This window comes from Streptomyces calidiresistens (assembly GCF_014141525.1).
Taxonomy (GTDB): domain Bacteria; phylum Actinomycetota; class Actinomycetes; order Streptomycetales; family Streptomycetaceae; genus Streptomyces; species Streptomyces calidiresistens.
Genome location: NZ_VKHS01000407.1, coordinates 1 through 4,923, shown reverse-complemented (window position 1 = coordinate 4,923; position 4,923 = coordinate 1). Strand labels below are relative to the sequence as shown.

The window sequence follows — 4,923 nt, the reverse complement described above, 5'->3', positions numbered from 1 at the left end:
CGCCCCGCATCCCGGCCCCCGTTCCGCTCGGCGTCGTCCGTCGTCGTCCCCGTCGGAAGGCTACCGGGCGGGACGTTCCGCGCCGCCGGCTCCCCGTCCGGGCACCGGCGGCCCGAACGGGGACCCGGGGGCGCCCCGCGGCGCCCCCGCGGAGGTCAGTCCGAGCAGACCAGCCCGTCCTCCGGCAGTTCCCCGTCGAGCAGGTACCGGTCCACGGCCCGCGAGACGCACCGGCTGCCGCCGGTGTAGGCGCCGTGCCCCTCGCCCTGTCGGGTCAGCTCGACGGCCACGCCCTCGCCCAGCGCCTCCCTCATCGCGGCGGTGCCCTCGTAGGGGGTGGCGGGGTCGCCGGTGGTGCCGATCAGCAGCATCGGCGCCGCGCCCTCGGCGTTCACCGTCGGCAGCTCCGCCTCGCCCTCCACCGGCCACCCGGTGCAGCTGAGCATGCCCCAGGCCATGCCCTCGCCGAAGACCGGCGAGGCCTCCCGGAACTCCGGCAGGCGGGCACGGACGTCCTCGACGGTGTAGCGCTCGCTGGAGTCGGCGCAGTTGATCGCCACGAAGGAGGACTGGAGGGTGGAGTAGCTCCCGTCCGAGGAGCGACCGTTCATCGCGTCGCCCAGGATGCGCAGGATGGTGCCGTCCGGCTCCTCCTCGTCCAGGGCGTCGTCCAGGCCCTCGGTGAGGAACGGCCAGAAGTCCTGCGAGTACAGCGCCTGCGCCAGTCCGGACCAGGCCAGCGACTGGGTCAGGGGGCGCTGCGGGTCGGCGGTCGGCAGCGGCTCCTCGCGCAGGCCCTCCAGCAGGTCGGCGAGGACGCGTTCGCCCTCGGCCGGGTCCCCGCCCAGCGGGCAGTCGTCCTCGCCGGCGCAGTCCTCCAGGAAGTTGCCCAGCGCCAGGTGGAAGCCGCGGGCCTGGCCCAGCGCGCTCTCCGCCCGGGTCATCGTCGGGTCCACCACCGCGTCCAGCACCACCCGGCCCATCCGCTCCGGGTACAGGTGGGCGGTGACCGCGCCCAGTTCGGTGCCGTAGGAGACGCCGAAGTAGTACAGCCGTCCGTCGCCCAGCACGTGCCGCAACAGGTTCACGTCGCGGGCGGTGTCGGTGGTGGTCAGGTGGGGCAGCAGGTCGCCCTGTCGTTCCTCGCAGGCGTTCGCGAAGGACGCCAGGCGGTCGGTGTACGCCGCCACCTCCCCGTCGTCCCCGGGGTCGGCCGGGGTGATCGGGGCGGCGAACCACTCGTCGAGTTCGGCGTCGTCCAGGCAGACCACGCCGGAGGAGGCGCCCACCCCGCGCGGGTCGAAGCTCACCAGGTCGTAGCGCTCGTGCAGGGTGGCGTACTCGGGGCCGAAGGCGGGCAGGGTCACCACCCCGGAGCCGCCCGGGCCGCCGAAGTTGAAGATCAGCGAACCGATCCGCTCCGCCTCCGGGCCGGTCGCCCGGGAGCGGATCAGGGCGATGTCGAGGGTCTCCCCCTCCGGGGCGTCCCAGTCCAGCGGCACCGTCAGATCGGCGCACTCCCAGGGGGACTCCTCCACCGGCGGCGGCGTTCCGGCGTCCCCGCCCTGCGTCTCCTCGGCCTCCCCGCAGGCGCTCCAGGAGAGCTCCTGTTCGGTGAGGGCGGTCGGGAGGTCGGCGAGGTCGTCGCCGGTCACCGGGGCCGCCGCGCCCGGGGCGGGAGCGGAGCCGACCCCGCCCCCGCAGCCGGCGGCGGCCAGGACCGCGCCGGCGGCGAGCAGCGTTCCGGCGCGACGCCGGAACGGGCGCCGAGGGGTTCGGGACATGGCGGCACTCCCCTTCGGGTGGGCCCGGGGGGCCCGCATCGGGACGGACGGCCCATCATCGACGTACCGCCCGTCCCGGCGCATGTCCGGCACGACATTCGGGTGACGACGCGATCACGCGGGGGAGCGGTCGCGCGGTGCGCCCGCCGGGGCCGGCGCGGCATCGGCCGGGGTTCGCCCCGTCGCGGCGTCCGGTCCGGCACCCCGCCGCGTCGGCCGCCGGCCCGGGCGGGCCCGGCACGAGGGCTTCCGGCCGCCGTGCGACGCACCGCGCCGGAACCCGCTCCCGACGGGCCCACCCCGACCCCCGCGGCGCTAGAGGGCCTCCTTGCGGGTGAGCGCCGTGAAGGCCACCCATCCCGGCAACACGGGCAACCAGAAGGTCATCAACCGGAAGAGCATCACCGCGGCGGCGGCCGTGTCGAAGGTGAGCCCGAAGGCCACCAGACCACCGATCAGCGTCGCCTCCACGGCGCCGATGCCACCCGGGGTGGGGGCCGCCGACCCCAGCGCGTTGCCGGCGAGGAAGACCACCGCCACCGTCGCCAGACCCAGCTCCCCGCCGAAGGCCCGCACCGAGGAGTCCAGGCACAGCACGAACGACAGCGTCATCAGCACCATGCCGCCGATGCCGCCCATCAGCTTCCGGGGGCGCTGCACCACGTCCAGCATCCGCGGCACCACGCCGGCGAACAGCGAGCGCACCCGCTCGGAGACGAACTTCCGCATGCCGGGGACGGCGGTCAGGATCAGCACCGCCACCGCGACGGTCAACACCCCGGCGATCACCGTCGGCGACGGCGAGAGGGTCGGGGTGTGCCGGGTGCCGGTGACGTAGGCGAAGACCAGCAGCAGGGAGACCGCCGTGCCCAGGCCGAACAACTGGTTGGCGCCGACGCTGGCCACCGCGTGACCCGGTCGCACGCCCGACCGCTGGAGGTAGCGGGTGTTCAGCGCCACGCCGCCGATCGCCGCCGGGGCCACCAGCTTCACGAAGGACCCGGCCACCTGGGCGGCCACCGTCCGCAGGTAGGGCACCTTCTCCGGCACGAAGCCCAGCAGGCTGATCGCCGCCGCGAAGTAGGTCAGCGAGGCGAACCCGGCGGCGGCCAGCGCCCACGCCCAGTTCGCCCCGTCCACGACCTCGCGGAAGTTGATGTGCACCAACTGGGTGACCAGGAAGTAGGCGGCGAAGACCGCCGCCAGCGCCATCACCAGCGTGCGCGGTCGGATCCGCTCCAGCCGGGCCGGCTCCACCGGTGCCTGCGGGCGGACCTCCAGGATCCGGTTGCGGATCTCCGAGAGCAGGTCCGGCTCCTTGGCCCGGGCCAGGGCCTCCTCCATGACCTGCTTCTCGGCCTGCTTCACCGCGCGGACCCGTTTGCGGTCGGCGTCCTCCGGGAGCCGCCCGCCGGCCTCCCGGTAGGAGCGCGAGGCGTCCAGCACCGCCTGCCGCTCGCGCTGCGAGCGCTCCCGGCCCAGCCGGCGCAGCGTGTGCCGGGTGGCGCGGTTGAGCGCGATCGGCTGCAGCAGCGGCAGGGCGTCGGCCACCGCGTCGGGGCCCAGTTCGGTCACCGCGGCGTCCACCGCCCGGGTCGCCCCGACCCGCAGACCGAAGGTGGTCAGCAGTTGCGCCACGTCCATGCGCAGCAGCAGGTCCCCGGCGGCGATCTCCCCACCGCGCAGGTCGGTGAGATGGAGCACCCCGGCGTCGTCCACCAGCAGGGCGTTGGCCTCCAGCCGGCGGTGGGCGATCCGGCGCGACTGCAGGGCCAGCACCTGGCGCCAGGCGGACCGCATCAGCGCGTCGTCGATCTCGTCGTCGGGGACGGCGTCCAGCAGTCGGCCGGGGACGTGCTCGTAGATCAGCACGACCGCGTCCGGCCCCAACTCGGAGGTGGCGATCAGCCGGGGGGCGTTGGCGCCGGCGGCGTTCACCGCGTACGCCAGCAGCGCCTCCTGCTCCAGGGCCTGGCGCAGGGTCTGGGAGCCGCGCGGCTGGTTGATGCCCCGCAGCGCCACCCGGCGCCAGGCCCGGTAGAAGTAGCCGCGGGCCTGGTGCTCGCGGTCCACCACGGTGACGTCCAGGGGCGGGCCCGATTCCAGGGTCACCACGTACCGGCGGCCGGGTTCCTCGCGGTCGGCGGCGCGACCGGGCCCCTCACCGGCCGGGACCGGCGGGTCCTCGGCGCGCATCGCGGCCACCGGCCGGAAGCCCAGGCTCCGCAGGCCGGTCAGCAGCTGGCGGCCGGTCGGCCGCGCGTTGGGGGAGCCGACGGCGTAGATCGTGCCGTACGCCACCGACCAGCCGATCAGCACCGTGACCAGGATCGAGAAGGGCGTGCTGTACCCGGCGACCAGCACCGAGACCGCGTCCAGCACCAGCACCGACCACATGAGGATCCGCCAGCGGGGGCGGTGCGCCATGCCCACCGCCGTCATGTAGGCGATGATCGGCGCCAGGTAGCCGTGGACGGCTTCGGTGGCGCCGCCGCCCGGCGCCCGGGCGGTCAGCGCGTCCTGCACCTCCACCGGCGCCAGCCGCGCCACCCACAGGCTGAAGGACAGCGAGACGCCGTGCGCGAGAACGGCCGCCAGCACGCCGTCCGCGATCCGCAGCCCGTCGCGTTTGATCAGCCGTTCCACGGCGAAGGCCACCGGGACCAGCAGCACGGCCACGCTGGAGACCAGTCCGGCGAAGCCGAAGAACAGCGGTGGGGCCGACCCGGCGGCGTCGCCGATGTCCTCCTCCAGGCCCTTGGTGGTCCCGATGGCGAAGGTGGCCACCCCCAGCACCAGGACGATGCCGAGCAGGCCCAGCAGCATGCGCATCAGGTCCGCCGGGCGGTGCACCCGGGCGGCGAGGATCGGCTCCGCGGGCTCCAGCGCGCCCGGCGTCCCCGGGGTCCGCCCCGTACCGGGGTCCGGGACCGGGGTGCCGGACCCGCTCATCGACCGGTCCCCGGAGGATTCGGTGCCGGTCGGGGGGTCGGTGGGCCGGCCGGGTTCCCCGCCGGTGGGGTCCGGTCCGCCTCCGTCGGCGTCGTCGGCGGTCGGCCGGTCCCCGGTCTCCCGGGGCGGCCGCTCCTCCGGGGTCCCCGTCTCCCGGGGGGCGGGGGGCGACCGATCCCCCCGGGAG

Annotated in this window: 2 protein-coding genes; both read right to left on the bottom strand. The window is 75.5% G+C overall.

The features are described 5' to 3' along the window. Positions 1-155 precede the first annotated feature (155 nt). Positions 156-1,784 carry an alpha/beta hydrolase gene (locus FOE67_RS16445; RefSeq protein ID WP_182665001.1) on the bottom strand — a complete coding sequence of 543 codons (1,629 nt, stop codon included), beginning with the start codon at positions 1,782-1,784 and terminating at the stop codon, positions 156-158. A gap of 315 nt (positions 1,785-2,099) precedes the next feature. Next, a partial coding sequence (locus FOE67_RS16440) for a lysylphosphatidylglycerol synthase transmembrane domain-containing protein (RefSeq protein WP_438874238.1) occupies positions 2,100-4,923 on the bottom strand: 2,824 nt, incomplete at its 5' end.